Consider the following 25,702-nt stretch of genomic DNA (forward strand, 5'->3'; position numbering starts at 1 on the left):
CGTCTCGAATAACGCAAGTTGCGGCTTGGGAACTCGAATTTTTCCGTTAAAGAATTATTTTAAAGGTAGTCAAAAATGTCATTTTTGGAAGGGTTCCGCAATTTGTGTTATTCATTGTTGTAGCACGTTTTATTTTTTCTCCCAGCCATTCGACTCAGCGAGAGATTGGAGTTCATTTAGTTTGAGAGATAATACTTTTTCAAATTCTATCAGTTGCTCCTCTGTTGCCGAGAAATTATCAAACCAATCGAACATTTCAAAAAGAGTGTGAATAGAGACGAATTTAGAAATTTGCCTAACTAAATCATCGCATTTTTTGTTGTACACATCCAAATTATATATTAAGATGTCAGTTAGTGGATGATCCGCTGGTCCCCCTGCTGCCATAATCTAAGTTTTAAAGCTTTTTTATTTAGCGAATTTTATTCTGATGCTATTGAGATATAGGTCAGGACTAATAAAATTACAATTGAAGTAAGAATATTTCTTTCCCAATTTTCTCTAGATTGTTCACTCTCCAAGTCAGTCCGTCCAAGTTTAAGTATAACCCAAATAAACCCTCCTAAATCTCTAAAAGTCCGCCACATATTAATATGATTTTTTCTTCATAAAGTAGTCGAAATACTCATTCATCAACTTTTACTGTTTTCTACAAATGTGCTACAACTTCGGAATATCGCCAACGTCATCCTTGTATTTATACTGAAGCATGGTATAGGACCTGCCATCAGTCCCCACCTGGATTCCGCTATAGATCAGCTCGGTCTCTCTGTCAAAATCGATATTGGCAATCAAAGCAGTAAGTTGCTCCCTGGTCACGGCTTCTTTAATTCGAGCAGATAAGAACTGTTTTGATCCTGAAAGATCCTCAGCTGACAGTGCCCGAAAGAATTCACCGGTCAAAGCCGTTAAGGTTTGAAGCCTTTCTTCACTTATTGTTGAGGAATTATTATCACCTTTTTCGGTTTTCTTTACTTCCAGCCTTATCCTATGGGTGGGTTTTATGGTGATCATTCCTCTCTTTTCATAATAATTTGAAATGACAGTATACAATTCTATTTCTGTACTATCGTTTGGCCGCCATAAGTCCTTTTTCTCAAGGCCGCTTTTTTTATCTGCCTGTTCAAGGTCAGTAAGATCCCCTGTGGTTTCAGGTTCTCCATACCGGTCTGAGATCCTTTCTTCCAGTTGGTTGAATTTCCTGATCAGGGCCTTTTGATATTCCCTGGACTTTTTCCTGTCAAGATCAGTGTTTTCAGCCTGCCGGCTTTCATCCCATTCATAAAGAACATGAGACATTGCGGAGTCTTTTTCTTTAAAGTAGTAATAAGAGATAAGGTCTGGTAAGCCTTTTTGTTGCCGTCTAAATTTAAAGGGTTGAGCATTTCCGCTGAAGGACACGTGATTGGAAGTAACCGGAAGGCTTTCACTGCCCAGATCTTCTTCCATCTGTATATATTGGTCAAGAGAAGTTTTGTGAATATCAAACCCGAACTCCTGCCCAAAAGTGGCGAATCCTATAATTAAAAATGCAGAGGTTAGTTTATATTTCATGTTTGGTTTTTTGAAATAGGTAGTCTGGAAAATTTCTGATCCAATCTTTTGGGACCTTTAGTTGCGGGAGTAGGGACGCGAATTTGTCGGCTTAACCATTTCTTTCCTGGTTTCTAAAATTACACTTTTTCGATAAAACCCGTTATTTGCGATGAAGCGGTGTTAGAGGTAGTTTCTCTAGTTTAAATTACTTACTGCTCTATATAAAAGTGTCAAATGATTTATTGACATATCAATTAATGGTTCAAACATAAAAGCATTGATATGAATGTTTTCTGGTGTCATTAAATTAACTTTATCTAGTGTAGTTATAGCTTCACTATTGGGATAATTAGAACAATATTCTTTATATAAAACTTGAGTTTGGTTTTTCTTAATGTCGGTTAAATCAACATCTGGAAGTTTAGCAATTAGATATTTTTCTGCTTGCAATCTGATAGCTATTGCAAGGCAAATTTTATTTTCAAGAGCTATCTCATCAGCATCTTCATCCGAAATAGAATCTGCTGTTTCAATAATGAAATCAATTAATCTTTTTTCTCCAAAAGTTATAGTCTTATCTTCTAATTTGACTAATCTGCCCTTAAATATCTCAAAGATTTGATCTACACTTATATCTTCCGTTTCTTCTTTTCTATGTAGGCAACTTGTAAGAGTAACATAGTGTTCATTAGTCTTAGATTCGCTGTATTCAATTAGATTTCGGACAAATGTAATTAGACTTATAAAGAACTTAGGATTTTGATAATTTCTAATAAGATAACTGAAGACATCATTTATATATTGGCCTTTATGAAAAGTTATTTCGTTTTGAACATTTTTAGTTGTCATATAAATTACATCTCTATCTAAATGTAATCTAGAAGCAACAGTTCGATAAAAGTCAAAATTATGAGTTAACACAATTGTTTTAAAATGACCTTGTTCGTGAGTTTCTTTTATGTACTCAATAATGGCGAACTTATTTTTATAATCAAATGAATCTGCAACATCATCAAAAATTAAAAGATTCTTATTAGTTTTTAATTTTCTCGATTCAATCTCGAATAAAAAGTGAAGGATAAAATAGGCTCTTTGTTCACCTTTGCTCAAAATGGTTAGTAAATTTTCCCGATTTTGTTTTACAGGCACATCTCCTCTATCGGAGTAATCAAAATTCAGATTAGCAGTTTCTTCTTTTAAAATAATATCTTCTTGGTTCACGATATTAACTTTGAAAGGGATGTGGAATCGCGAATTGAAGGTTTTTATGATCCTAGTCCATAAATCAAATTCTTTTTTTGATTCGCTAATAATCTTTTCTAATCTGCTTTTTTTTCCTGAGTATTGATCTACTAACTCCTCTGCTTCTTTTTTGATTTCGGAAAAGTAATTAATCCAAACTTCTTGTTTAAACTTTTCATAGTCCTTCAATTGGACTAAAATCAGATTATTTTTTTCAATAACTTTTTTAAAGGCCCTTAACTCTGCATTGGAACCAATTGCTTTATCTACTTTCTCAAATGACTTTTTTAGTTTTTCATCATTTAAAATATTTTGGATTTCTTCTTCAACAATTGTTTTTAGATTTTCAGCGTTTTCGATTTCAGTTCCGTCTTCCAAAACGAATTTATGGCCTGCTTCAAAAAAAGAATTATCCTCAATTGATTTTATTATAGTATTGGCCTGATATGTACCGAAACTATTGTTTGCAGATTCTTTGAAAAATTTGGAATTAGATATTATATTTTTGTAGTCACTAACGTATTGGTCTAAAATTGCTTGATTCTTATCAAGAAATTTCTTCACGTTACCTTTTTTATCAAATATGTCATTATAACGAAAATCATATTTTTCAAATTCCGTTTTGAGTTGATTTACTTGGTTAGAAAGAACTTCAAAAAAATCTGAATTTTCATCTTCTGAAAATGTATTAATAAATTCAGTTTCGCAATCAGTACTTTGCGAAATGGCTTTTAATTTTTTTATGAATTCAACTTTTAATTCATTTAGTTCTTGATATATATTATCATATTCATCTTTTAGTTCTTTACTTGCAAGAAAACTACTGATCTTACTTGATGCATCAAAACTATCATCCTCGGCATTTATTACTAATATATCATCTGGATTAATTTCGGAATCTTCGTTTAAAATTTCATATTTAGAAACTCTGGATTTGTAAATACGGTCACACGGTTTGTTCCTGGGATCATCCTTTGAAACTAATTCAAATGTCTTTGCAAAAGAAGTTTTCATTGTTCCATTTGGAGCGTAAACTAAGTGAGTATTACTTTTTTCAAAATCGAATTGATGGTTTAATTTTCCAATGCCAAAGCAATTCTCTAAATCAATTTTAAGTTGTTTCATTCGAGTGTTTTTAAAAGAAATTACTGCTAACGGTCTCGGGTATGAAACGTAGGGCTTTAGGAGCGATTCACTGTCCACCGAAACCAAAATTTGCTAGCTGAACGAACCTTTCAGAAAGCCTTGTCCGCCCTATGTTTTATACCCATTGCTGGCAGCTGGCTTTTAATTTAATCTTTCGGTTTTTCCATCTTTACCTTTGTAGAGTTTGTCGTCAGAAGAACCAAGTACATAATCTTCTCCAGCAAATTTCATAGTGAACTCGGAAGGACTTATTAGTTTGTATTCTAAACGACTTGAGCCTAGAAAGTTTATTTCCTCTTGAATAGCAATATCATCTAGTGAATCAGGGTATTTGTTATTGTCCTTGAAGTATCTGTCTAACGTTCCGGCAATTTTGCCCATAGCGGCACCTTCTCGTTTACCCCTTTGATATAGATAATCATCCAATGTGCTTTCTATTTCTTTTTGTTTAGTCTCATTCTCAAGTGTGGTTTTGAGTTGTTGCAATTCATAGTTTTTAGCATTCACACTTTCAACAAGTTTGTAGTGTCTCTCTGAATTTGAACATGGGTCACGAGTAATTGCAAGATAACTAGCTTTTAAGGTTTCTTGTAGCCTTATGCTTTCCTGATTCAGTTTATCTTTCAATAATTTAGATTCGTTTTTAATTTCTAGGTTATCGACTCCTACAGTAACTTGGTCTACCACATTTACGGTAGCTTTTAAATTAGCATTAAAATCTTTGACTGCATCTTGGTAAATCTTAGCAGCACATTTTTCAGATTTCGGAAAACTTACAGGTCTACCGTCAGGGCAAGACGCCATTCTTGTTCCACAGCATCCTGTAATCATTGCACTAGCTGTTAGAATTGATAAAGCTAGGAAAATTTGATTTTTCATATTTATTGATTTTGATTAGTTCCTCTTCTTTTAGCTTGCTGCCAACGTATTTTACCACAACAACAAGCATTTTTTAGCACCCCATTTAGGCTGGATAAAAACCACTGCTGCTGATCCTGTAAATTTATAAAATTTTGTTAAAGCGATTTACGAATTTCCGTAAAAGGAAGTTTCCGTTAAAAATTTGGCAAGAAAAAAGCCTGAAGAAGGCTTCAGGCTGTAAAATATATTTTTCGAAATCCTTTTCTGAGCAGGTTACTCTGTTACCATTTGCTGCACCCACACCGAGAATTGAGTTTCAAAAATACGGGTAAGGATGATCACCGCCGCGCCCGCCGCCACATAGAACCAGGTATAGTTTTCCTTTTTCACCAGCAACCAGCCGATGACCGCCAGGACCAGATAAGGCAGCATGAGCAATAGATTGGGCACAAGCCAGGCGTTCCCAAAGATCAGTACGATCGCCTTCAGCAGCACGTAGAAAAGGCTGTAGAACAGCACGATCTTGGTGAGGATGACCAGGTTCCTGTGAGACATCTTAGTTGTAGTTTTTAGGAGCCTTGCGTTTCCTGAAGTTCTTTTCAAAGGCAGCGCCCAGCTCAAGCAGCTTTTGCTCTTCAAAAGGTTTGGCGATGAACGTGACGTTCTTGGGCTCTCCGGTAGTTTCATAACCGGCAGGCACCGTAAGCGCCGGGTATTTGGCAACCGCAGCGTAGGCAGCGTGGTAATTGTTGATGGACAGCACCGCATCCAGGTTGTGCTCCTGCATGGGCACGTCAAAGAACTTCCTGCCGTTCTCCTGTAAACGAGCGCTCAGTTTTTCCAGTTCTTCCGCAGAGGTACTGTCGGCAGCGATGCCTTCGAACAGCTGTTGTCCGTAAGGAGCGCGTACCACAGAGTCTTCCTCATTAAAAGCGATGATCTCTTCCACGTTCTTCAGCTCAATGTTGTCTCCCGCGCCGGTCTGGATGTAAGCGGGCAGGTCCTTTTTCATGTCGGCATCCAGCAGGGTGGTAAAGCTGTCCAACGGGATCTCCGCCGGCTGGAATTCGATCACTTCGGCGCCCTGAGCTCTTAGATGTTCCACCGCGGCATTGTACAGCGAATCGGCCATCAACGGCTTCATCACCCCTATTCTTTTTTCTTCCAAAGTGGCATTTTCAAGGCCTCGTACATAATTCTTTCCGCCCTCCACAGAGGCCGCGTCAACAGTATCCTTCCCGGTCATGGCGTTTAGGAAAATAGCGTTATCGATAACCGATTTAGTCATGGGTCCGGGCGTGTCCAAAGTGCTTGAGATGGGAACGATCCCGCTTCGGCTAAGCAGGCCAACGGTCGGTTTCAGTCCCACTACTGAATTCTTGGAAGACGGCGATAAAATGGAACCGGCGGTTTCGGTACCCACAGCGGCTACGGCGTAATTAGCGGCCACGGCCACCCCGCTTCCGGAGCTGGAACCGCCTGTTTCAAATTGCTTTCTTCCGTAGGGATTCAGCGTTTGCCCGCCCACGGCGCTGTAGCCCAGCGGACAACCCTCGCAGAAGTAATAGGCCCACTCGCTCAAATTCACTTTTCCGAGGATGAGGGCTTTATGATCTTTTAAACGCTCTACGATAAAGGCATTTTCAGCCGGAGTGTTCTCTGCCAAAGCGATGGCCCCGGCAGTGGTAGGCATATTATCGGTATTGATATTGTCCTTGAGCAGCACGGGCATTCCGTACATGGAATTCTCGTTCACCCTCAGCTTGCCGCGGGCATCGAGTTCTCGGGCATCCTCAACAACATCGGGATTTAAAGCGATCACCGCGTTAAGCGACAGGTCGTTGTCGCTCTCGAACTTCCTGATGCGGTAGATATAGAACTTGGTAAGTTCCTCGTAAGATAATTTTGCTTGCTGCACAGCCCGCTGCAATTGCGGAATGTCCTGCTCAAGGATGAGCGGCTTCAGGCTGTCGTATTTTTCTTCAGTAAAATCGGCCAGCTCCTCATCGAACTCGTTCCAGATGGTATTCTTGTCCAGGAACTTTGAATTGATGAGTTTGAACTGCATGCGTTCGACCTCATGCTGCGCCTGCTCTTCGAGTTCTGCGGTTTCGTCATTCCGTTCCCAGACCACAGCAGGTTCGGTATCTTTTTCGGTTTCAGACTTACAGGAAAACAGTGTGAGGGCCAAAAAGGCCAGGAAAAAAAGATTTTTCATAAAGGGAGGCTTATTGATCTATTTGAAAAAAGAGTCTACGAACTCGTATTTATTGAACACCTGCAGGTCTTCCATGCCTTCTCCCACTCCAATATACTTCACGGGGATCTTGAACTGGTCGCTGATGCCTATCACCACCCCGCCTTTCGCGGTACCGTCAAGTTTGGTTACGGCCAGGGAAGTAACTTCTGTAGCCGCTGTGAACTGCTTGGCCTGCTCAAAAGCGTTTTGACCGGTAGACCCATCAAGCACCAGCAGCACTTCATGCGGAGAATTGTCGACCACTTTCTGCATCACCCGCTTAACTTTTGAAAGCTCGTTCATCAGGTTCACCTTGTTGTGTAAACGCCCGGCGGTATCAATGATCACCACATCGGCGTCCTGTTTCACGGCGCTTTGCACACTGTCAAAGGCCACGGAAGCAGGGTCGCTGCCCATCTTCTGTTTTACTATGGGTACGTCAACACGGTCTGCCCACACCTGCAGCTGATCTATCGCAGCGGCACGGAAGGTATCGGCCGCGCCAAGCACAACTTTTTTTCCTTCTTTCTTGAACTGGTAGGCCAGCTTTCCAATGGTAGTGGTCTTCCCCACACCGTTCACGCCCACCACCATGATCACGTATGGCTTCTTATCTGTAGGCACATAGAATTCCGTTCCTTCACCCGAATTGGTCTCGGCCAAAAGAGCGGCTATCTCTTCCCTAAGGATCTTGTTGAGCTCATCTGTCCCCAGGTACTTGTCTCGCGCCACGCGGTCTTCAATGCGGTTAATGATCTTCACGGTAGTGGCCACGCCCACGTCGCTGCTCACCAGCACATCTTCCAGGTCATCGAGCACCTCATCGTCTACTTTTGATTTTCCGGCAACAGCCTTACCGAGTTTTGAGAAAAAATCTGTTTTCGATTTTTCGAGCCCTTTATCTAAGGTCTCCTTTTTCTCTTTAGAGAAGATTTTCTTGAATAAACTCATTGTTAGATCTTAATGTTCAAAGCGGCACGGGAAGTGCGCCGCGCTCATTTCGCCTGTAAATATACGCAAAAAGAAAAAGCCGTCCCGATGGTCATCAGGACGGCTTTCAATATTTTTTGAAATAACTTATTTCTTGTTCAAAAAGTCATTTACTTGTTCTGGAGCCATAATTGCTTCCACAAAAGTATAGGCGCCGGTTTTAGGAGACTTAACCATTTTGATCGCTTTGGTCAATCTCTTTGATCCTGTTTGTAATGATGCTACTGATTTCTTTGCCATGACTTATTATTTTATTTCTTTATGAACCGTCATCTTCTTAAGAATAGGGTTGAATTTCTTCAGCTCCATTCTGTCTGGCGTGTTCTTTTTGTTTTTAGTTGTAATGTATCTTGAAGTACCCGGTTTCCCAGACGCTTTGTGCTCTGTACACTCTAATATAACCTGAACTCTGTTACCTTTCTTTGCCATTGTACTGCGTGTTAAATGTGAGGATTACTACTTGGTTAAAAATCCTTTTTCCCTTGCTTCTTTAATTACAGCAGAGATTCCTTTTTTATTAATGGTTTTAATTGCAGAAGTAGACACTTTCAAAGTGATCCATTTATCTTCCTCAGGAATGTAAAAACGTTTCTTAACCAAATTGGCGTCAAATTTACGTTTTGTTTTATTCATCGCGTGGGAAACATTGTTTCCTACCATCGCTTTCTTACCTGTAAGTTCACAAACTCTTGACATTGCTCTATACTTTAACTCGTTATTTCAAAACAGGCTGCAAATTAACGAATTTTTTACCTAATAGCCAATAGGGGAAGAAAAATATTTTTTGAGTTTTTTCTTCGGAAGGGTTCTGCTGCAAGAGCTTAGGAATGTTGCCGGTTTTCTGTTTTTTGTTCCCCGTTTTTCTGTTGGTTGTTGGCTCTTAGCTCTACTTTTTCTTTATTACGTCTTTGCGAGCGCAATGAAATGAAGCGCGGCAATCTCATGTTGTTTTCTGAAAATCACCATTGAAGTAATTCACGCTCCCGACAAATAGATTGCTTCAGTCGCCAATGGCTCCTTCGCAAAGACGTTTCAAAGTAAAGAAGGAAAAAACAAAGTACAACTTCAAACATCGAATTTTTAACTTCCAATTGCCTTGTTCTCGATACGATTTTCAAAACCGCAGGTTCGGACCTGTCTGGAAAAAGCATCCGGAATCGGTTTTGAAAATCACTTGAACTGACGGCCTATTTTTACAGTTCACACGACCAACTTCTAACTTCTAACTTCCCACATCTAACTTCTAATTTCTACGCAGTAATCTCCTTCAAGATCATCTCAAACGCCTTATAAACCGCTTTTTTAACCACCTGATCCCTATGATTCCCGAAAAGGAATTTTTTAGAGTAAGTTCTTTCAGGAGTGGCAAGGCCGATATAGACCGTGCCCACCTCGGCATCGCTGTCGCCTTTTGTAGGGCCTGCGTTGCCGGTAGTTGACAGCGCGTAATCGGTTTTAAAAAGTTTTCGGGCGTTCCGGGCCATGGCTTCAGCTACCTCGGCGCTCACCACGCTAAATTCTTCGATAAGCTCTTTTTTCACCTGCAGCATTTCGACCTTGGTCTGGGTGGCATATGAGACCATTCCGCCTTTAAAGCATTTTGAGGCGCCGGGATGAGTGGTGAATTCGGCAGCCAGCGCGCCCCCCGTACAGCTTTCAGCCGCGGCCAGGAATTTCTTTTCAGCGGTGAGAATCTTGCTGATCTGTACCGCGATGGTCTCGTCCTCGTCCTGTTCATCAGAAATGATATCTCCCAGGATCTCATACAGGCCTTCCACCTGCTTTTCCACGTCAGAGATAAGCGCACCCTCGTCCTGCCCCTTCCCCGAAATACGCAGCCTCACGCTGCCAATATCAGGCATATAAGCGAACTTCAAATGAGATGGAAGTTTTTCTTCCCAGGCAGCAAGTTTGTTCGCCACGGCGCTTTCCCCCATACCGCGAGTAAGTATGGTCTTGTGATAAATGAACGGCCGGTGGTATTTTTCCCGCAGCCTTGGGATCACCTCCCGCTCCATAAGCTCCTTCATCTCGTATGGCACTCCGGGCATGGAGATGTAGACCTTTTTATCCTTTTCCATCCACATTCCGGGTGCGGTGCCGTATTCGTTGTGGAGAACTTCGGCCTTGGATGGCAGCATGGCCTGCTCCCGGTTAAGGTCTGAAATGGGAGTGACCTTATATCTTTTAAAAAGTTCCTCGATATGTTCAAGCACCTGCTCGTTCAGCTCCAGCCGGTCGTCAAAGTATTCGCAAAAAGTATATTTGGTGACGTCGTCTTTGGTAGGCCCCAGTCCGCCGGTCATGATGATGATATCGGCCCTGGCCGAGGCTTCATCAAGGGCGTTGAGGATATGCAGCTTATCATCCTGTATGGAGGTGATCTGGAAGACAGAAATACCGATCTTGTTCAGCTCTTTAGCTATAAAGGCCGAATTAGAATCTACGATCTGTCCAATAAGGATCTCATCTCCAATGGTGATAACTTCTGCGGTCATTACAGGTCAAAGTCTTCTTTGAGCTCCTGCTCGGCAGATTTTACTTTAAGAGTGATCTTTTGAGCGGCCGCGTCCACTTCTTTTTTGTTTTTCCCTTCTTTTGACCATTCTTCAATGATCTTGATCTGCGGCATAAGCTCCAGCCCGAACATTTGCAGGTTGGGCTTCATTTTGTGGGCATACTGGTAAGCCTGCCCGGGATTGTTCTCGGCCACGGCCTGGTTCATGGCTTCAAGATCGGGCGGGATCTCCTCAATGAATGTCTGTACTACGACTTTAACGAAGTCCTGGTCGCCGCCGGCCATTTCTTCTACACTGTCTAAATTGTAACTGCTCATTATTTTACCTGTATTGAAAAAACTTGCTCCTCTTCTATGAAACCCGTGAGTTCATCACCAATAGCTACCGGGCCTACCCCCGCGGGTGTTCCTGTAAATATCACATCGCCTATCTTAAGCGTGAAATATTGTGAAATATATTCAATTAATTCGTCAATCTTCCAAAGCATGTGAGAAGAATTTCCTTTTTGCACCACATTTCGGTTCTTCTGAAGGCTAAAATTGATATCGTCCACATCCTGAAACCGTTGCTTGTCCAGCCATTTTTCGCCAATTACCGCGGCCCCGTCAAAAGATTTGGCCTTTTCCCAGGGCAAGCCTTTCTCTTTCAACTTCTGCTGAAGGTCTCTGGCAGTAAAATCAATTCCCAATCCCACCTGGTCATAATATTTATGGGCGAACTTCTTCTGAATGTGTTTTCCAACCCGGTTGATCCTCACCAGCAGCTCAACCTCGTAATGTACATCATCTGAAAATGGCGGGATAAAGAAGGGGTGTTTTTTAAGCAGGATAGCAGTATCGGGCTTCATAAAAAGCACCGGGTCTGTTGGTTTTTCGTTCTCAAGCTCGGCTATATGCTCGGTATAGTTGCGGCCTACACAAATGATCTTCATAGCTGTTTCTGCGGAAGGTTTCTTATTTGACTTTGGTATTGAGCTTTCTCAGCTTGATGGCGGTAAGCACCTTTTTGGTATACAGCGGAAAGTCGGAATTCTGCATCCACCCGTAGTACCCGGGCTCCTGGTCAAAAATATCTTCCACGCATTTACCTTTATGCTTTCCGAAGGAAAATACCTCCTGCCCTTTTTTGTTGAAGGCGATGAATCCGGCAAAATCTGCACAGTTCTTTCTCGCGCTGAATTGCGAAAGGAATTTCACATCGTTCTCAAGGTGCTCCTCATAGCGATCCAACTGAGATTTCAGCACTTCATAAGTAGCCTCGGCATCGGCAGCCGCGCTGTGCGCTCCTTCCAGGTCTTTTCCGCAGTAGAATTTATAGGCTGCGGAAAGTGTGCGCTGCTCCATTTTGTGAAAGATGGTCTGCACGTCAACGGCCAGCATGTTCTTCATGTCAAAATCAACACCTGCTCTCAGCATCTCTTCAGCCAGCAGCGGAATATCATATCTGTTGGAATTGTAGCCGGCAAGGTCACAGCCTTTGATCATCTCGTAAACCAGCCCCGACAGTTGCTTGAAAGTAGGTTCATTAGCCACTTTTTCATCGGTGATACCGTGAACGGCCACCACTTCTTTCGGAATAGGCCTTTCGGGGTTCACAAGCCAGGTCTTGCTCTCTTTGTTCCCGTTTGGAAACACCTTAAGAATTGAGATCTCCACTATACGATCTGTTGCCACATTGGTACCCGTTGCCTCCAGATCAAAAAAGCAAATAGGTTTGGTAAGTTTCAACTCCATTTTAAAAATTCGGGTTTTGGTAAAGATACTATTTTTTACAGGCCCTGAAATTTCTCTCAGCAGCATTTAAAAAAAGTAAAAGCCATAATTCCGCTTTTCACGGAAATATGGCTTTAAATTTTCTTTTAAAGAGATCTACAGATCCCTGTTCTTGTCAAATTTCTCAAGGTACTGGGCCACTCGCTGCACGAACTGTCCTCCCAGCGCGCCATTCACCACCCGATGATCGTAGCTGTGAGAAAGGAACATCTTGTACCTGATACCGATGAAATCCCCTTCTGGAGTCTCGATCACGGCAGGAACCTTTCTAATGGCTCCCAGCGCCAGGATACCCACCTGCGGCTGATTGATAATCGGCGTACCCATGATACTGCCGAAAGTTCCCACGTTGGTCACGGTATATGTACCGCCCTGAATATCGTCCGGCTTCAGTTTGTTCTGTCTTGCACGATTAGCCAGGTCATTAACCTTTTTAGCCATGCCTACCAGGTTCAGCTGGTCTGCGTTCTTAATCACGGGAACGATCAGGTTTCCGTCTGGCAAGGCAGCTGCCATTCCCAGGTTGATGTTCTTTCTTTTGATGATCTTGTCGCCGTCAACAGAGATATTGATCAGCGGGAAGTCCTTTATGGCCTTAGCTACAGCCTCCATGAAGATAGGCGTAAAAGTGAGTTTTTCACCCTCACGCTTTTCAAAGGCATCCTTGTTCTTCTTGCGCCAGTTCCAGATGTTGGTCACGTCTACCTCGATGAAAGACTGCACGTGAGCCGAAGTCTGCACACTCTCCACCATGTGGTGGGCGATCATTTTGCCCATCCTGGACATCTCGATGATCTCATCTTCGCCGTTCACGCTCACCGGAGTCTTGGCCGGTTGCGGCGCTGCCTGCGGCGCGGCTTTTTGCTGAGGCGCGGCTGCCTGTGCAGGCTGTGCCGATCTGTTCTCTACGTACTCTAAAATGTCATTTTTGGTAACTCTTCCGTCTTTGCCGGTACCTTTTACCTGCTCCAGTTCTTCGAAAGATATTCCCTCTTCTTTAGCGATGTTCTTCACCAGCGGCGAATAGAACCTGTCGCTGCCCGAAAAATCGGCTACGCTTATTTCTTTGGCTTCCTCCACCCTTTTTTCGGCTTCGGCTACCGCTTCCTGTATCTCTTCTGAAGGCACTTCCTGCTCGGCTACCGGGGTAGCTTCAGCGCCTTCTTCTCCTTCGGTCTCAATGATGGCGATGGTTTGCCCCACCTGCACCACATCATCTTCATTGAACAGTTTTTCCACCAACACCCCGTCTACTTCACTGGGAACCTCACTGTCAACTTTATCGGTGGCAATCTCCAGAACTGCCTCATCGGCCTCAATGGTCTCTCCTACTTCTTTTAACCAATTTGTTATCGTTGCCTCGGCAACACTTTCCCCCATTTTGGGTAATTTAAGTTCAAATTTTGCCATATTCTTATCTCGAAGATGTGTTAAGTTAGATTGACTGCGAATTTACTAAAAAAATAGCTTTTTTAATAATAAATTTTCAGCAGCAGAAAAATATCAGAAGCTGCTCCTGCCTTTTTGCAGGCTGCTTTCCCGAGTAAAATTACAACTTTCACCGGTTTCCGCAGAAGCTATTTTTTCGCTTTTTTAAAAAGGCTTCTTCTGCCTTATGGGCAAAAGGTACAAAGATCTTAGCTCTTTAAAGAGTTTTCGAAGGGAATCCTGTTAGTAATACTGCGGCCAAGAGTCACCTCATCGGCATATTCCAGCTCGTCACCCACCGAAATTCCGCGGGCAATGGTACTGGTCCTTATGTCAAGGCCTTCCAGCTGCTTAAAGATGTAGAAGTTGGTCGTATCTCCCTCCAGTGTACTGCTAAGGGCGAAAATGATCTCTTTGACCTCCCCGCTCCTGGCCTTATCCACCAGGCTCTTGATGGTGAGCTGCGAAGGCCCAACGCCTTCCATAGGGTTGATCTTGCCTCCCAGCACGTGATACAATCCCCTATACTGACTGGTATTTTCAATGGCCATCACATCGCGGATATCTTCCACCACACAAACTATCTCGCTCTGCCGGCTTTTGTTGGCGCAGATCTCGCAAAGTTCAGTATCACTGATGTTGTGGCAGTTTTTGCAGAATTTCACTTCGGTCTTCAGATCCACCAGGGACTTGCTGAGGGCCACGGTCTGTGACTCGGGCTGCTTTAGCAAATGCAACACCAGGCGCAGAGCCGTTCGGCGCCCAATCCCCGGAAGCTGAGACATTTCGTTCACCGCTTCCTCCAATAACTTTGACGAAAATTCCATGCTTCAAAATTACGGCTTTTTCACACAAGCACCAGAAAATTTACAGTTCTTCTCTTTGCTGCTCATTTCAGCTTAATTTGTATTTTGCCCCGGTAAAATTTCAACTATGCAGCCCCTCCAGATACTATTGTTGGTAGCAGCCTATTTTGGCGTACTTCTGATCATATCCTATTTCACCAGCCGAAATTCCAGCAACGAGACCTTTTTCAAAGCCAATAAGGAGAGTCCGTGGTATATAGTGGCCTTCGGAATGGTGGGAGCTTCGCTCTCTGGAGTGACTTTTATTTCGGTACCGGGCTGGGTGCGCGATTCTCAGTTCAGCTATATGCAGGTGGTGATAGGTTACCTGGCGGGCTACCTAGTGATCACATACATATTGCTGCCCATCTATTACAGTCTTAATGTCACCTCGATCTATGAGTACCTGAAGCAGCGCTTCGGGTTTGTGAGCTATCGTACAGGAGCCTTCTTTTTCTTCATATCAAGGGTATTGGGAGCTTCATTCAGGCTGTTTTTGGTGGCCACCGTGCTGCAATACTTTGTTTTTGAAGCCTGGAACGTGCCTTTCGTGGTGACCGTGACCATCTCAATTTTGCTCATCTGGCTCTATACCAACAGGGCAGGGATCAAGACCATCGTGTGGACCGACACTCTACAAACCCTGTTCATGCTGGGCTCGGTTGCCGTTGCTGTATATTTCGTGGCCCAGGAACTCAACTGGAGCTTTTCTGATTTCTTTACTGCGCAGGAATTGCAGCCATACACCAAAACTTTCTTTACCGACAGTTTCCTGGACAAAGACCATTTTGTGAAAGCCTTTTTTGGCGGAATGTTCATCACCATCTGTATGACGGGGTTGGACCAGGACATGATGCAAAAGAACCTTACCTGTAAGAACCTGAAGGACGCGCAAAAGAACGTGATGTCATACAGCCTGGTATTTGTTCCTGTGAATTTATTGTTCCTGTTCCTGGGAGCCCTGCTCTTTGTTTATGCGGAACAAAGCGGAATTGCAGTACCCATGCTTGACGGAAAAGAGAAAACAGACCTGCTTTTTCCCGAGGTTGCCCTAAACGGAAATATGGGAATAGGACTTGGCGTGATCTTTATCCTGGGACTTATTGCCGCGGCTTATTCCAGTGCGGACAGTGCTCTTACTTCTCTCACTACAAGTTTTTGCGTGGATTTCCTGGATATCGAACGACGGGAGGTTTCCCATCAAAAAGGGTTAAGACAGCGGGTTCATATAGGGATAAGCGTTTTGCTTGTGGCCGTGATCATTGCCTTCAAGTATTTGCTTGACAGCAGCGTGATCGATCTGCTGCTCAAGGCCGCGACCTACACGTATGGACCCCTGTTAGGGCTGTTCAGCTTTGGGATCTTCACCAAGATGAAGATAAAGGACAAATGGGTGTGGCTGGTAGCGGTACTTTCTGTTACCATCACCTATATCATCGGCAATATTCCTGCGGAATACCTGGGAGGCTACCAGTTCAATTACGAACTGCTCATCCTCAACGGGGCGATCACTTTCCTGGGATTAGTATTGATCCGTCGCAAGTAAGATGAGGGTACAGGCCACTTCGCTCTCGATGCCATTTTCCTTCAGAAGCTTATAAAATTCAGGATTTTCTGTACCCGGATTGAAGATCACTCTTTGGGGCTTCAGCGAGATGATATAATCGTAATACTGGGGCTGTCTTGCCGGACCGATGTAAAGGGTGACCGTACCTATATCCTGGAAAGGTACTTTTTCGGTCTCTATCTGCACTCCGGAAACTTCCCCTCCTCTAAGCCCTATAGCTACAGTTGGTACATCGTGCGACCTCAACCTGTTGATCGCAATATTTGAATACCTGCCCCTGTTTGTTGATGCTCCTATAACCAGCGTCTTCTTATCCTCCATTTTAAACATTTTTTAAAAAACTGTAACGAATATAACATTTCCTCGTCTCTTAAGGTAAGAAATATTTCCCGCATTGGGGTCTCTATAAGTACATGATGGTTAGTGTTAAAAGAGCTCTGATGTTAAACCCACGCAATTTTTGTGTGGGTTTTTTCTTTTTTGGTGTAACAAAATCTGTTTTGAACAGTCTATTGTTATACAAGGTACTGTTAAAAACAAGTTTTTCAGTAATTAATGGAAAAGCCTGTAACGCCGTTCCTTTTTGATCGTCTTTAGGATAAAGCAGCATTTTTGGAACCTCTATTGCTTCAGAAGTATGCTTTACCAAGTAACTTGCATTACATTAATCATCATAAATCAATCAAAAAATGAAGAGTTTAATTCTAATTTTCGCCTTAGTATCGGCCTCAGTTTTCGGAAACAATACCGATCCTGCCATTTTAGGCAGCGTGACCGGAGTGGTCATGGACCAGCAATTTCAGGAGCCTATCCCCTATGCCTCCATCAGTGTAAAGAATGCGGAAGGTGATATCGTCACCGGAACAGTAAGTTCTGAAGACGGTACCTTCAGCCTTGAAAAACTGAAAGAAGGGACATACACTTTCCAGGTACAGTTCATGGGTTACAAAACCTACACCGAAGAAGTGGTCATTTCGGACAGAAAGAAGGACTTTCAATTGGGAGAGATCTTCCTGGAAGCCGATGTGGCACAACTGGATGATGTGACCGTGGTGGCAGAAAGATCGACCATTGAACAGCGTATTGACCGCAAGATCATCAACGTAGGGAAAGACCTCACCACCCAGGGACCTACAGCCTCAGACATCATGAACAACATCCCTTCGGTGAGCGTTGACCAGGACGGCAACATCGCTCTTAGGGGAAGCCAGAACGTGAAGGTCCTGGTAGACGGAAAACCTTCAAACATGGATGCCGCCACTTTGCTGAAGACCATCCCTTCCACCTCTATCAAAAAGATCGAATTGATCACGAATCCTTCCGCGAAATATGACCCGGAAGGAATGAGCGGGATCATCAACATCGTACTGCACAAGAATACCAACCTTGGCTTTAACGGCGACGTGAGCGGAGGGGTAACCATTGGCGAACGCACCAGTTGGAACGGCTCCCTAAACATGAACTATCGTGAGGGAAAGTTCAACTTTTACACCAACCTTGGCGCCAACGACCGTAAGAACCTCCTGGACGGGCATATTGTAAACCTCACAGATGGCTCGGGAGAATACCACGACCTGTTATTTGGGAACAGAAGTTATCTTGGAAAATTTGGGGTGGACTTCTACCTGAACGAGCGCAATACCCTTTCTTTTTTTACCAGGCAGAACAAGTTCTACGAAGATTTTGACGGTACTGTTGACGTAAGATACCCAAATGAGCCGGATAGAAATTATTCCCAGCTTTTTGATACAGACCAGGAAAATATCTCTTCTACCTATAATTTCGTGTTTCTCCATGATTTTGAGAAAGAGGGCCACAACCTGGGATTTGAAGTAGATTACAACGAGTACACCAATGAAGAAGAAGCATTCTATTCTTATGCCGGCAACGCAGTTGCGTCTCCCTACCAGGATGACCTGGTAAAAGACAGGTTTAACACGATTGCCAACCTTGATTACGTAAATCCTCTGTCTGAAAAGAGCAAACTGGAACTGGGTGCAGAAGCGAGGTTGTTAAGGATCAGGAATGACTATGAATCCACCAATGAGTTCATCAATTCGACCCTGTACGATTACCACAGGAACATCTACTCCTTCTATTCTACTTTTGGACAGGACTTTGGTAAATGGGCCTACCAGGTGGGTGCAAGACTTGAAAATTATAATGTGGAAGCCATTGAAGAGGAAGCGGTGATCTATGAAGATGATTATCTGACTTTATACCCTTCAGCGTTCGTGACCTATGTACCCGGAGAAAAGAACTCCTTCCAGGTAAGTTACAGCCGCAGGGTAGACAGGCCATCTTTTGGGCAGGTGAATCCTGTTCGACAGTTCTCCACTCCCCGACTTACCATAGTGGGAAATCCTGAATTACAGCCAGAGTTCACCAACTCCTATGAGTTGAACTACACCCGTAAGTTTGGAAGGAATTCCCTCACCGCCGGGGTATTCTACCGCAGGACCACAGATGATATTATCCAGACAATGGCCATCGATCCGCAGGATGAAGAGAACATCATCCTCACCTTTGCCAACGTCGGAGACAATGATCTTTACGGTCTTGAATTTTCAGCGAACCTTAACCCTTACCGGTTCTGGGACCTTAACGCCAGCTTCAATCTGTACAGCCAAACCCTTTCTGGATTCATTGGCACAGAGTATATCGAGGATGAGAACACGAATTACAGGATCCAGGTCAACAATACCTTCAAGGTGACAGACCGGTTTAGATTACAGCTCTTCGGAATGTACAACAGTCCTCATTCAACTTTGCAGTTTGACATAGAAGATTCTTACTTCTTCAATGCCGGTGCCAGGTACAGCTTCTGGGAAGACAGGGCATCAATAAGCCTGAATGTGAATGACATTTTTGACACCATGAGCCAGGACATCAGTACCACCAGGCCTCTTCCACAGGAAGGAAGTTTCATGCCCGACACTCAGACCGTATACGCAGGATTCTCCTACAGGTTTGGCGGCGGCAAGAACAAAGCCCTTCAAAGAAAACAACGTGACGACAATACTGCCAATGGCGGAATGTTCTAAACCTTTGTTTGATTAGCCAAAAAAAACCGCAACGAAAGTCGTTGCGGTTTTTTGTTTATATGACTTTATCCGGATAAAATTCCGAGTAATTATTACCATTTCATGATGGCGCTGGCCCAGGTAAAGCCGCTACCAAAGGCAGCAAGCACTACGGTGTCACCCTCTTTGATCTTTCCATTTTCCCAGGCCTCGGTTAAGGCAATAGGAATGGAAGCTGCGGTGGTATTACCATACTTCTGAATATTGTTGTACACCTGGTCATCGCTTAATTTGAATTTCTGCTGAATGAACTGCGAGATCCTCAGGTTGGCCTGATGCGGAATAAGCATGTCGATATCCTTCACATCAAGACCGTTTGCCTGCAGTCCTTCCATGATCACTTCAGAAAAACGTACTACCGCGTTCTTGAACACGAACTGCCCGTTCATGTAGGGATAGTAAGGAATGTCATCTCCCTGCGGATTTTCAGCAATGATCTCTGGCACCCAGTGCAAAGTGCTTGGTCCCTTCAGGGAAAGCTCAAGCGCGTGTTTTCCTTCGGAATGCAAATGGGTTGAAAGAATTCCCTGCCCGTTATGGTCACTGCGGGTAACTACGGCAGCTCCTGCCCCATCCCCGAAGATGACAGAAACCCCTCTTCCGCGGGTGGTAAAATCCAATCCCCCGCTGTGGTTCTCACTTCCAATCACAAGCACATTCTGGTACATGCCGGTCTTGATGTATTGATCGGCCACAGACAGGGCGTAGATAAAGCCACTGCACTGGTTTCTTACATCAAGTGCCGGGCAGGTATTGATATCCAGCATATCCTGCACCTGTACCCCTCCTCCAGGGAAATAATAATCCGGACTTAGGGTGGCAAAAACGATAAGGTCAATATCGTCTTTAGAAATTCCGGCTCTTTCAATGGCGATCTTCGCGGCTTTCACCCCCATAGTAGCGGTGGTATTGCCGTCTCCTTTCTTAATATGACGGCGCTCTTTAATCCCGGTTCTCTCCTGGATCCACTCGTCATTTGTGTCCATTAATTTGGCAAGGTCGTCATTAGTCACCACATTTTCCGGCACATAACTACCAAGACCTGCTATTTTTGACTGATACATTTATTATTATTTAGGATCTGATAAAATATTTCTCTTAATTTAAGCAATTAATAAAAATTGCCGGCGCAATATAAGAAAGATTAACTTTTTGGATTTATTAATGTATGAAATACTCTTTTAAATTTCTTCCTATGAAACAACTCTCTTTTTACTTTCTAAGTCTTTTTATCACGGCCAGCATGCTGGCCCAGGAAAAACTTACTTACCAGAAACCTTCCAACGAGATCCTGGAACTGGTAGACGTGAGCCCCGCCCCATCCACCCTCGTGGACAGCAAGGGGGAAACAGTGATCTTTCTTTACCGCGACCCTTACAAATCTATCGCGGAACTCAGTGAAGAAGAATTGCGTCTTGGCGGCCTTCGTATCAATCCCGCTACCAACATTGGCAGCCGCACCAACTACTACAACAACATTAAGCTGAAGTCCATAGATGGAGATCAGCCTCAACCGGTTACCGGCCTTCCGGAAGCTGCCCGGCTTTCAAACTTCAACTGGTCACCAGATGAAAGCAAGATGGCCTTTACACATACTACTACAAAAGGGGTGGAACTGTGGGTAATGGATATTGCCTCCAGGCAGGCAAAGAAACTTACCGGGGCTAATCTCAATGCGAATCTTGGCAATCCGGCCGATTGGTTTGAAGACGGAAAAGCCTTACTGGTAAAAATGCTTCCCGATGACCGAAAGGAACTTATTGACACAAAAACTGCAGTTCCCTCAGGACCGACCATTTCAACAAGCGACGGGGAAAAGGCCCAGAACCGGACTTACCAGGACCTTTTACAAAACCCGAATGATGAGCATAATTTTGAGCAGCTGGCAAAGTCAAAACTGGTAAAAGTTTCCCTTGACGGCTCTTCTTCTGAATGGAAACCGGCCGACATGTACAGGCAGATCTCTTTTTCACCTGACGGAAACTACGTGATGGTCACTACCATAAAAAGACCTTTTTCTTACCTGGTGCCTTATTACAGGTTCCCTTCTGAAAGCATTGTTTATGACAAAGCCGGAAACCTGGTAAGCAAGGTGCTCGAAGTGCCATTGACCGAAGTCTTGCCGCAGGGCTTCATGGCCGAGAGAGAAGGAAAAAGAGATATGCAGTGGCGCAGCGACAAGCCGGCTACCCTTGTGTATGCAATGGCACTTGACAAAGGAGATCCCGAAGTAGAAGTACCTTTTCGAGATGAAGTGTTCCTGCTTGAAGCACCTTTTAAAGGAGACGGAAAATCAGTTTTAAAGACCAAAGATCGTTACGCCGGTATTATCTGGGGTGATGACAATACTGCCATTGCACGGGATTACTGGTGGAACACGAGGAATACCAGAACTTATGTTTTTGACCCCTCTAATCCTTCCAAAGAAGCCAAGGTGCTGTTCGACAGAAATTACCAGGACGTTTACAGCGATCCCGGAGATTTCGTGACACACAAGAATAAGTTCGGAACTTCTGTGCTAACCCTTGAAGGCCAAAACGCCTTTTTAATGGGTGCAGGTTATAGCGAAGAAGGTCAATTTCCTTTTGTGGACAAGATCAACCTGAAAACACAAAAGAAAGATCGTCTTTACCAGTCTTCCTATACAGATAAGAAGGAAACTCTGGTAGAGGCTATCGACATGAAAAAAGGAAAGATCCTGGTTCGCATTGAATCTCCGGTAGAATATCCTAATTATTACATCAGGAACCTCAACAAGAAGAACAGCCTTACGCAGGTCACCGACTTTGAAAATCCGTTCAAGGCACTGCAGGGAGTACACAAGGAAGTGATCACCTATGAACGTGAAGACGGCCTGGAACTGAATGCCACTCTTTATCTTCCGGTAGGATATGATAAGGAGAAGAAGGAGAAAGCGCCGATGATCATGTGGGCTTATCCGCGAGAATACAAAGACAAGAACAGCGCCTCTCAGAACACTTCCAATCCAAATGAATTTACCTACCCCTATTATGGCTCTCCCATCTACTGGGTGACCAAAGGTTATGTAGTGCTTGACGACACTTCTTTCCCTATTGTAGGTGAAGGTGAAACCGAACCAAACGACAGCTTCAGGGACCAGTTGGTGGCCAATGCCAAAGCAGCCATAGACGCGGTAGACGAAATGGGTTACATTGACAGAAACCGGGTAGCGGTTGGAGGACACAGTTACGGGGCCTTTATGGTGGCGAACCTGCTATCACACTCCGATCTTTTTGCAGCCGGAATCGCGAGAAGCGGGGCTTACAACCGTACGCTTACTCCGTTCGGATTTCAAAGCGAAGAACGCAACTACTGGGAAGCGCCTGAAGTATATTACACCATGTCGCCTTTCATGCACGCAGAAAAAATGGACGAGCCCTTATTGCTGATCCATGGAGAAGCCGATAACAACTCCGGAACTTATCCTATGCAAAGCGAGCGCTATTTTAACGCTCTTAAAGGACTTGGAGCGACAGCGAGGCTGGTTATGCTGCCCAAAGAAAGCCACGGGTACAGAGCAAAGGAATCTGTGCTGCACGTGCTGTGGGAGCAGGACCAGTGGCTGGAAAAATACGTAAAGAACAAGGACCCGGAGGAGGAAGTTTCAGAAAACGCTACTCCCCAGCTTCAGAATTAAAAACAGAAAAGCCCGCAAATGCGGGCTTTTTCATTCCTATTTCTTTCACCTATTAGTAATCATCTCTTTCGTAAAAGGATTCGTTGACAGTATACTCTTCCTCATCAAGGAAACCGTCACCGTCATCATCCCAATCGTTAAAGAGACCGCTGTTCCACTCATCATTATCAAGGCTGCCGTCACGATTGCGGTCATAGGCATCAAACCAATCATTGTTTTCGGCAAAACCTTCATTCCATTCATCATTGTCTATGGCATCATCTCTATTCGTGTCAAAGTCATCAAAATCGTAGGTACCGGTATAAATACTGTACATTCTTTCTGAACCTTCGTTCCACTCATTTTCGTTAATGCGTTCATCTCGATCTCTGTCGGTTGTTCTGAAGGTAGTTTCATTGAATTCATCATCGTCGATCAATCCGTCGCTATCTGTATCCCACAGGTCATAGTCTTCATCGTTGGTTTCTGCAAACTCATTTTCATCCCAAACCCCGTCATTGTTCTCATCATAAGTGTCAAAATCCTGGGCGAATATGGCGGTGGTAAACAAGAAAAACAGGCTAAAGCTTAAAGTTTTCATAGTGTTTGATTTTTAAGTTCGACATTTCTTTCCATGATCCGGAATCCATTCCGAACCTATTTTAATATAACACTACAAACACCTGAAATTAAGTCATTTATGATAATTAACAGCCTGATTATCAGATTTAAAGATAAACTAACATTTTACCCCCTAAAAGAAGGAGAACTCCAAAGCAACCTTACAAATACTTTCTAAACGCCCCGGTATCAACTGTCGCCCCCAATTCGTGCAGCAACATATAAAGCCCCATAAAGGTACGGCTGATGTATATAAAATGTTCACTGCCACGGTTGGTGTTCATTTTCCTTAGCCCTGGATCCTTCCCATAACGTTCGCTTAGAGCGGCGATCTCTGCCAGAAATGCCGGGTCTGAAAAATCGAATTTTTCGGTGTTCAATGGACGGGAAAACAAACTCAGCATTTGATAGTACAGCTGTGTAAAATAATTTTCCTCTGCTTCTGAATCCGAACTTTGAAGGATCTCCAGATCATGTAACCTGGACTTCAGTAATTCGGGATCTTCAAAATTTTCCTTTTTGGTCAACTCAAAGTAAGGTTGATAGAATTCCTCAGGCAATCTTTTAATGCATCCGAAATCTATAGCAATTAGGTTGTTTTCCTCGTCTACCAGGAAATTCCCGGGGTGCGGATCGGCATGCACAGCTTTTAAGCCATGGATCTGGAACAGATAAAAATCCCAAAGCGTCTGTCCTATTTTGTCAGCAGCCTTTTTGTCCTTATTAGTTTTGGCAAAATCACTTAGGTGCCGGCCATGCATCCAATCCATGGTGATGATCTTTTCGCTGGAAAGCTCCTCGTAATACTTCGGAAAATACATATTCGGAATCACTTCGCAGGCTTCGGAAATTTCTTTGCTCTGTTTCACTTCCAGCAGATAGTCGGTCTCCTCCAGCAGCTTCCCTTCCACTTCCCTGAAGAACTTTTCAGAATCCTTTGCCTTCAGGTTAAACATTTTGAGGGCTATGGGCTTTACCATTGCGAGGTCTGAGCTAATGCTTTCGGCCACGCCGGGATACTGTATCTTTACAGCCAGCTCTTTTCCGTCTTTTGTCGCTTTGTGCACCTGACCAATGCTCGCCGCATTGACCGACTCCCTGGAAAAGGAATCGAACAGGTCTTCTGGATATACGCCATGATATTTTTTAAAGGTCTTTCTAACCAGGGGAGCAGATAGCGGCGGTACGCTGAATTGTGCCAGGCTGAATTTCTCCACATACGCGCCCGGCAACAGGTTCTTTTCCATAGAGAGCATTTGCGCCAGCTTGAGCGCACTGCCTTTAAGGCTTTTCAAACCATTGTAGATATCATCTGCATTGCTCTGGTGCAGCTCCTCGAGGGAAGCTTCAGGATTTACCGCTTTTTTGCTGTAATATTTCAGGTAGTTGCCTCCCACCTTCAGGCCTGTTTGCAACATTTTACCGGTGCGGCCCAGTTTTCCGGTAGGTATCTTATCAATTGTCTTCATAGATTTTTTTCAGAAAAAACCCGCAGCAGAACAGTAGGGGTCTTCTAACTGCGGGTAATTAACGGGGATGGATCAGGCCATTTTTTCTTTCCAGATAAACTTGCCAAAGTCCAGCACCCGTTCTAAAGCTGTCGTATCAAACAGGTCAAAGACCGTGTTTACCGATTTCTCTATCGCCACATCTGTTTTTTCGAACTGCAGGGAACTATCATCCATCCAGAACTTCAACAGAAACAGCAACTGTAGCCAGGTAGCTTCAGCAAAAGCAGATCCGGGAGTTTTTATGGTCCTCTCCTCTTCTGCAAACCTGCTTTCCCTGATAAGGTCGCGGGAAAACTCTTTTACTCTTTTTCGCAACCCGGTCAATTGCTGCAGTTTTTTTAGCGCTCCTTTCTCCTGTTTCAGGCTAAAGAGGACATAGCTCCTGTTAGCAGACAGGATCTCGAAAAATGTATAGTAAAATGTCAGTAACTTTTCTCTAGCCGAAAAGCCCGAATATTCTTCGCTTTTTTGCATCACTTCAGTCGTATGTTCAAAAAAGCGCTCCCAAACACCTTTTTGGAGGGCTGCAAAACTTCCGAAAAAAGAATAGAAATCCTCCTCCTTTAGGTTATTATCTTTTGTGAATTTATAGATGTTCTTTGGAGTCGTACCCGTTTCGAGGACCTGATCCATGTAAAGGGCGATCAGCCTTTCCCGGGTAAGCTTCTCCTTTTTAGTAGTTTTCTTAGTAGTGGCCATTCCGTT

At 43.8% G+C, this 25,702-nt stretch carries 24 protein-coding genes; 3 read left to right on the forward strand and 21 right to left on the reverse strand.

Annotation, left to right across the window (positions count from 1 at the left end; all coding sequences use genetic code 11):
* Positions 1-129 precede the first annotated feature (129 nt).
* From BLS64_RS10695 to recR, 16 genes are all read right to left on the reverse strand, one after another.
* On the reverse strand, positions 130-387 hold the full coding sequence (locus tag BLS64_RS10695; protein ID WP_093113669.1) for a hypothetical protein: 258 nt from the start codon (positions 385-387) through the stop codon (positions 130-132).
* A gap of 273 nt (positions 388-660) precedes the next feature.
* Positions 661-1,554 carry a hypothetical protein gene (locus BLS64_RS10700; RefSeq protein WP_093113668.1) on the reverse strand — a complete coding sequence of 298 codons (894 nt, stop codon included), beginning with the start codon at positions 1,552-1,554 and terminating at the stop codon, positions 661-663.
* A 177-nt stretch (positions 1,555-1,731) separates the two neighbouring features.
* Positions 1,732-3,903 carry an ATP-binding protein gene (locus tag BLS64_RS10705; RefSeq protein ID WP_093113667.1) on the reverse strand — a complete coding sequence of 724 codons (2,172 nt, stop codon included), beginning with the start codon at positions 3,901-3,903 and terminating at the stop codon, positions 1,732-1,734.
* A 162-nt stretch (positions 3,904-4,065) separates the two neighbouring features.
* A complete protein-coding gene (locus BLS64_RS10710; protein WP_143019304.1) occupies positions 4,066-4,803 on the reverse strand; it encodes a hypothetical protein in 738 nt (245 codons plus the stop codon).
* A gap of 255 nt (positions 4,804-5,058) precedes the next feature.
* A complete protein-coding gene (locus tag BLS64_RS10715; RefSeq protein WP_093113665.1) occupies positions 5,059-5,340 on the reverse strand; it encodes a hypothetical protein in 282 nt (93 codons plus the stop codon).
* 1 nt (position 5,341) lies between these two features.
* Complete coding sequence (locus tag BLS64_RS10720; RefSeq protein WP_093113664.1) at positions 5,342-7,003, reverse strand: amidase family protein; 1,662 nt, start codon at positions 7,001-7,003, stop codon at positions 5,342-5,344.
* A gap of 18 nt (positions 7,004-7,021) precedes the next feature.
* Positions 7,022-7,975 carry a signal recognition particle-docking protein FtsY gene (gene ftsY, locus BLS64_RS10725; RefSeq protein WP_093113663.1) on the reverse strand — a complete coding sequence of 318 codons (954 nt, stop codon included), beginning with the start codon at positions 7,973-7,975 and terminating at the stop codon, positions 7,022-7,024.
* 126 nt (positions 7,976-8,101) lie between these two features.
* Positions 8,102-8,254, reverse strand: coding sequence for a DUF4295 domain-containing protein (locus BLS64_RS10730; RefSeq protein WP_093113662.1), 153 nt, complete (start codon positions 8,252-8,254; stop codon positions 8,102-8,104).
* 6 nt (positions 8,255-8,260) lie between these two features.
* Positions 8,261-8,443, reverse strand: a complete 183-nt coding sequence (rpmG, locus tag BLS64_RS10735; protein WP_093113661.1) for a 50S ribosomal protein L33 — start codon at positions 8,441-8,443, stop codon at positions 8,261-8,263.
* Between the two features lie 27 nt (positions 8,444-8,470).
* On the reverse strand, positions 8,471-8,710 hold the full coding sequence (gene rpmB / locus BLS64_RS10740; RefSeq protein ID WP_093113660.1) for a 50S ribosomal protein L28: 240 nt from the start codon (positions 8,708-8,710) through the stop codon (positions 8,471-8,473).
* Between the two features lie 554 nt (positions 8,711-9,264).
* Entirely contained in the window at positions 9,265-10,512 is a 1,248-nt protein-coding gene (locus BLS64_RS10745; RefSeq protein ID WP_093113659.1) for a competence/damage-inducible protein A, read from the reverse strand.
* Positions 10,512-10,850: an Hpt domain-containing protein gene (locus tag BLS64_RS10750; RefSeq protein ID WP_093113658.1), complete on the reverse strand. Its 339-nt coding sequence runs from the start codon at positions 10,848-10,850 to the stop codon at positions 10,512-10,514. Before BLS64_RS10750 ends, BLS64_RS10745 begins: the two co-directional genes overlap by 1 nt.
* Complete coding sequence (locus tag BLS64_RS10755; protein WP_093113657.1) at positions 10,850-11,464, reverse strand: fumarylacetoacetate hydrolase family protein; 615 nt, start codon at positions 11,462-11,464, stop codon at positions 10,850-10,852. Before BLS64_RS10755 ends, BLS64_RS10750 begins: the two co-directional genes overlap by 1 nt.
* Positions 11,465-11,486: 22 nt before the next feature.
* Positions 11,487-12,266 carry a 3'-5' exonuclease gene (locus BLS64_RS10760; RefSeq protein ID WP_093113680.1) on the reverse strand — a complete coding sequence of 260 codons (780 nt, stop codon included), beginning with the start codon at positions 12,264-12,266 and terminating at the stop codon, positions 11,487-11,489.
* 135 nt (positions 12,267-12,401) lie between these two features.
* Complete coding sequence (locus BLS64_RS10765; RefSeq protein ID WP_093113656.1) at positions 12,402-13,715, reverse strand: dihydrolipoamide acetyltransferase family protein; 1,314 nt, start codon at positions 13,713-13,715, stop codon at positions 12,402-12,404.
* Positions 13,716-13,942: 227 nt separating this feature from the next.
* Positions 13,943-14,560: a recombination mediator RecR gene (gene recR / locus BLS64_RS10770; protein WP_093113655.1), complete on the reverse strand. Its 618-nt coding sequence runs from the start codon at positions 14,558-14,560 to the stop codon at positions 13,943-13,945.
* Positions 14,561-14,666: 106 nt separating this feature from the next.
* Here recR and BLS64_RS10775 point away from each other — a divergent pair, with 106 nt between their 5' ends.
* Positions 14,667-16,124, forward strand: a complete 1,458-nt coding sequence (locus BLS64_RS10775; RefSeq protein WP_093113654.1) for a sodium:solute symporter — start codon at positions 14,667-14,669, stop codon at positions 16,122-16,124.
* Here BLS64_RS10775 and BLS64_RS10780 read toward each other — a convergent pair.
* Positions 16,101-16,466, reverse strand: coding sequence for a CoA-binding protein (locus BLS64_RS10780; protein ID WP_093113679.1), 366 nt, complete (start codon positions 16,464-16,466; stop codon positions 16,101-16,103). The genes BLS64_RS10775 and BLS64_RS10780 overlap by 24 nt on opposite strands.
* Positions 16,467-16,834: 368 nt before the next feature.
* Between BLS64_RS10780 and BLS64_RS10790 the strand changes: the two genes are divergently transcribed.
* Positions 16,835-19,189 carry a TonB-dependent receptor domain-containing protein gene (locus BLS64_RS10790; protein WP_093113652.1) on the forward strand — a complete coding sequence of 785 codons (2,355 nt, stop codon included), beginning with the start codon at positions 16,835-16,837 and terminating at the stop codon, positions 19,187-19,189.
* Between the two features lie 92 nt (positions 19,190-19,281).
* Here the strand turns inward: BLS64_RS10790 and BLS64_RS10795 are convergent, their stop codons facing one another.
* Positions 19,282-20,292 (reverse strand): 3-oxoacyl-ACP synthase III family protein, encoded by a 1,011-nt coding sequence (locus BLS64_RS10795; protein WP_093113651.1) that lies wholly within the window; start codon positions 20,290-20,292, stop codon positions 19,282-19,284.
* 131 nt (positions 20,293-20,423) lie between these two features.
* Between BLS64_RS10795 and BLS64_RS10800 the strand changes: the two genes are divergently transcribed.
* Positions 20,424-22,886 (forward strand): S9 family peptidase, encoded by a 2,463-nt coding sequence (locus BLS64_RS10800; RefSeq protein ID WP_093113678.1) that lies wholly within the window; start codon positions 20,424-20,426, stop codon positions 22,884-22,886.
* A 52-nt stretch (positions 22,887-22,938) separates the two neighbouring features.
* Here the strand turns inward: BLS64_RS10800 and BLS64_RS10805 are convergent, their stop codons facing one another.
* The 3 genes from BLS64_RS10805 to BLS64_RS10815 form a co-directional block, all read right to left on the reverse strand.
* A complete protein-coding gene (locus BLS64_RS10805) occupies positions 22,939-23,466 on the reverse strand; it encodes an EF-hand domain-containing protein (RefSeq protein ID WP_093113650.1) in 528 nt (175 codons plus the stop codon).
* Between the two features lie 181 nt (positions 23,467-23,647).
* Complete coding sequence (locus tag BLS64_RS10810) at positions 23,648-24,955, reverse strand: ABC1 kinase family protein (RefSeq protein ID WP_093113649.1); 1,308 nt, start codon at positions 24,953-24,955, stop codon at positions 23,648-23,650.
* A gap of 72 nt (positions 24,956-25,027) precedes the next feature.
* Positions 25,028-25,696, reverse strand: a complete 669-nt coding sequence (locus BLS64_RS10815; protein ID WP_093113648.1) for a TetR family transcriptional regulator C-terminal domain-containing protein — start codon at positions 25,694-25,696, stop codon at positions 25,028-25,030.
* Positions 25,697-25,702: the final 6 nt, after the last annotated feature.

This window comes from Salinimicrobium catena, from assembly GCF_900102915.1.
Taxonomy (GTDB): domain Bacteria; phylum Bacteroidota; class Bacteroidia; order Flavobacteriales; family Flavobacteriaceae; genus Salinimicrobium; species Salinimicrobium catena.

Coding starts and splice junctions, on each gene's coding strand:
- BLS64_RS10700 (WP_093113668.1), bottom strand. CDS start 1,554: ATGAAATATAAACTAACCTCTGCATTTTTAATTATAGGATTCGCCACT.
- BLS64_RS10755 (WP_093113657.1), bottom strand. CDS start 11,464: ATGAAGATCATTTGTGTAGGCCGCAACTATACCGAGCATATAGCCGAG.
- BLS64_RS10780 (WP_093113679.1), bottom strand. CDS start 16,466: ATGGAGGATAAGAAGACGCTGGTTATAGGAGCATCAACAAACAGGGGC.
- BLS64_RS10800 (WP_093113678.1), top strand. CDS start 20,424: ATGAAACAACTCTCTTTTTACTTTCTAAGTCTTTTTATCACGGCCAGC.
- BLS64_RS10715 (WP_093113665.1), bottom strand. CDS start 5,340: ATGTCTCACAGGAACCTGGTCATCCTCACCAAGATCGTGCTGTTCTAC.
- BLS64_RS10710 (WP_143019304.1), bottom strand. CDS start 4,803: ATGAAAAATCAAATTTTCCTAGCTTTATCAATTCTAACAGCTAGTGCA.
- BLS64_RS10765 (WP_093113656.1), bottom strand. CDS start 13,715: ATGGCAAAATTTGAACTTAAATTACCCAAAATGGGGGAAAGTGTTGCC.
- BLS64_RS10695 (WP_093113669.1), bottom strand. CDS start 387: ATGGCAGCAGGGGGACCAGCGGATCATCCACTAACTGACATCTTAATA.
- BLS64_RS10810 (WP_093113649.1), bottom strand. CDS start 24,955: ATGAAGACAATTGATAAGATACCTACCGGAAAACTGGGCCGCACCGGT.
- rpmG (WP_093113661.1), bottom strand. CDS start 8,443: ATGGCAAAGAAAGGTAACAGAGTTCAGGTTATATTAGAGTGTACAGAG.
- BLS64_RS10805 (WP_093113650.1), bottom strand. CDS start 23,466: ATGAAAACTTTAAGCTTTAGCCTGTTTTTCTTGTTTACCACCGCCATA.
- BLS64_RS10760 (WP_093113680.1), bottom strand. CDS start 12,266: ATGGAGTTGAAACTTACCAAACCTATTTGCTTTTTTGATCTGGAGGCA.
- rpmB (WP_093113660.1), bottom strand. CDS start 8,710: ATGTCAAGAGTTTGTGAACTTACAGGTAAGAAAGCGATGGTAGGAAAC.
- ftsY (WP_093113663.1), bottom strand. CDS start 7,975: ATGAGTTTATTCAAGAAAATCTTCTCTAAAGAGAAAAAGGAGACCTTA.
- BLS64_RS10705 (WP_093113667.1), bottom strand. CDS start 3,903: ATGAAACAACTTAAAATTGATTTAGAGAATTGCTTTGGCATTGGAAAA.
- BLS64_RS10745 (WP_093113659.1), bottom strand. CDS start 10,512: ATGACCGCAGAAGTTATCACCATTGGAGATGAGATCCTTATTGGACAG.
- recR (WP_093113655.1), bottom strand. CDS start 14,560: ATGGAATTTTCGTCAAAGTTATTGGAGGAAGCGGTGAACGAAATGTCT.
- BLS64_RS10790 (WP_093113652.1), top strand. CDS start 16,835: ATGAAGAGTTTAATTCTAATTTTCGCCTTAGTATCGGCCTCAGTTTTC.
- BLS64_RS10750 (WP_093113658.1), bottom strand. CDS start 10,850: ATGAGCAGTTACAATTTAGACAGTGTAGAAGAAATGGCCGGCGGCGAC.
- BLS64_RS10795 (WP_093113651.1), bottom strand. CDS start 20,292: ATGTATCAGTCAAAAATAGCAGGTCTTGGTAGTTATGTGCCGGAAAAT.
- BLS64_RS10775 (WP_093113654.1), top strand. CDS start 14,667: ATGCAGCCCCTCCAGATACTATTGTTGGTAGCAGCCTATTTTGGCGTA.
- BLS64_RS10815 (WP_093113648.1), bottom strand. CDS start 25,696: ATGGCCACTACTAAGAAAACTACTAAAAAGGAGAAGCTTACCCGGGAA.
- BLS64_RS10730 (WP_093113662.1), bottom strand. CDS start 8,254: ATGGCAAAGAAATCAGTAGCATCATTACAAACAGGATCAAAGAGATTG.
- BLS64_RS10720 (WP_093113664.1), bottom strand. CDS start 7,003: ATGAAAAATCTTTTTTTCCTGGCCTTTTTGGCCCTCACACTGTTTTCC.